Origin of the sequence: Rhodococcus sp. (in: high G+C Gram-positive bacteria), assembly GCF_049286785.1 — a bacterium.
In the GTDB taxonomy this organism is placed as follows: Bacteria; Actinomycetota; Actinomycetes; order Mycobacteriales; family Mycobacteriaceae; genus Rhodococcus_F.
This window is the reverse complement of the sequence record NZ_JBAQEO010000549.1, coordinates 1-2,235: the sequence shown is the minus strand read 5'-3', so window position 1 is coordinate 2,235 and position 2,235 is coordinate 1. Positions and strand designations below refer to the sequence as shown.

Genomic DNA, 2,235 nt, shown 5'->3' with positions numbered 1-2,235 from the left:
CGATGCCTCGCTGTCGGTTGCCTGAGCACCGACAGCTCCACAATCCCCGACCGATTCACGCAACAGGCCTCGACCGATACAAGCAACAGGAGAACCACCGTGAAGAAGACCCTGCCCGGGCTGGGAGCGCTGCTGGCCGGCGCCCTGGTCCTGACCGCCTGCGGCGGACTCGGGAGCACGACCACTGGTTCGGAGGCGGAGGGTACCGATCCGGGACCTGAACTGTCGCCGGATCAGAAGGTTTCGATCGTGTTCGAAAGCTACAACTACGGTTTGGCGGGAGCATGGACGGACACCTTCAACGCGCTGATAGACGAGTTCTCCCGGCAGCACCCGAACATCACGGTCACGGCGCAGAAGCCACAGGGCAACAGCCCCAACCCCGCTACCGACACGATTTCGAGCATCCAGAGTCAGACCGTGGCCGGCACCCCGCCGGACGTGGCACAGCTCGGATTCAGTGACCTCGATTTCACCATTCATCAGCTCGGCGCCAAATCGCTGGACAGCCTCGTCGGCAAGGACGCCGTGGAGGCGAACTTCGACGGCGAGAAGCACCCCTATGCACCCACCGCACGGACCCTGGCGGACTGGGAGGGCACCACCTACGGCGTTCCTTTCGTCTTCTCGACCCCGGTGTTCTACTACAACGCCACGCTCTTCGAGCAGGCCGGGCTGGATCCCGCGAAACCCCCCACCACCTGGGGCGGGGTCGCGGACGCGGCCGCCGCGATCACCTCGAAAACCGGCAAGGGCGGCGTCTACATCGACTGCCTGACCAAGACCTCCAAGGACTGGTGCTTCCAAAGCCTCGTCCGTTCCAACGGCGGACGCGTCATCTCCGAGGACCGCTCGTCCCTGGCCTTCGCCGAGGACCCCGTGGTCGAGGTGGCCGAGATGGCACAGGGACTGGTCGAGTCGGGTGCTACCCCGAAGCTCAGCCAGAAGCAGGGCTACGAAGCATTCGCCCGCGGCGAGATGGGCATGATCCTCGAAACCAGCGCGATCCAGGGCACGTTCGTCAAGGGCGCCGAAGGCAAGTGGGATCTGCGCTCGACCACCATGCCGACCTTCGACGGAAAGCCTGCTGTTGCCACCAACTCGGGTGCATCGTTGTTCACCTTCGCGTCGGATCCGGCACAGCAGCGTGCCTCCTGGGAGCTGATCAAGTTCCTCACGAGCGAAGAGGCCTATGTCACGATCGCGAAGGGCATCGGCTATCTGCCGCTGCGGACCGGGCTCGTGGACGACCCGTCCGGATTGAAAACCTGGGCCGCGGAGAACACCCTGCTCGAACCGAACCTGAAACAGCTCGAGTCGATGGAACCGTGGGTGTCGATGCCCGGCAACAACTATCTGCAGATCCGGGACGGAATGATGAACGCGGTGGAGGCAATCGTCTACCAGGGTGCCGATCCGAAACCCACGCTCGACGCCGCCCAGAAGCAGGCCACAGCGCTTCTCCCGGTCGAATGAGTACCCCCGACATCACCGTGGTCCAGCTGACCGACACCCATATCCGAAGTTCTGGCGAGCGCGTGCACGGAGCAGTGGATACGCTGGCGAATCTTCGTGAGGTGCTCGATCGGATCATCATGTCGCGGCAGCACGTCGACGCACTCGTCCTCTCCGGCGATCTCAGCGACAACGGGAACCCCGAGGCGTACCGACGACTGCGGGACGTGGTCGAAACGGCAGCGGACGAGCTGGACGCCCAGATCGTCTCTGCGATGGGCAATCACGACGAACGCTCGGCATTTCACACGGAACTGCTCGGAATCGACACGGACGACGGCGACCTGACGGCTCCGCACGACGGTGTGTACGACATTTGCGGATTGCGGGTGGTGGTGCTGGACAGCACGACCCCCGGCCGGCACGAGGGACGACTCGAGCCCAGTCAGCTGTCGTGGCTCGACGACGAACTCTCGCGCCCGAGCGCACGGGGAACGCTTCTCGTTCTCCACCATCCGCCGATCCCCTCCCCCGTCGCCACGGTCGATTATCTTCGACTGCAGCAGGCCGGGCGGCTCGAGACCGTTCTCGAGGGCTCGGACGTCCGGATGATTCTGTGCGGGCACTCCCACCTCACAGGGTCCGGGGCAGTCGCCGGGATCCCGGTGTGGATGGGGCCGGCGCTGTCCTACCGGGTGGATCCGATCGCGCCGGTTGGCCGCCATCGCGGCGTCGTCGGGTACGGATTCAGCCGAATCGACGTGCTGGGAACTTCCGTGG

2 protein-coding genes are annotated in these 2,235 nt (G+C 64.8%); both read left to right on the top strand.

What is annotated here, in order from left to right; all coding sequences use genetic code 11:
- The first annotated feature begins 99 nt into the window (after positions 1 to 99).
- Entirely contained in the window at positions 100 to 1,476 is a 1,377-nt protein-coding gene (locus WAW17_RS19765; RefSeq protein WP_422334618.1) for an ABC transporter substrate-binding protein, read from the top strand.
- Positions 1,473 to 2,235: metallophosphoesterase (locus tag WAW17_RS19760; protein ID WP_422334617.1), on the top strand; the 763-nt coding region annotated here is incomplete at its 3' end. The genes WAW17_RS19765 and WAW17_RS19760, both read left to right, overlap by 4 nt.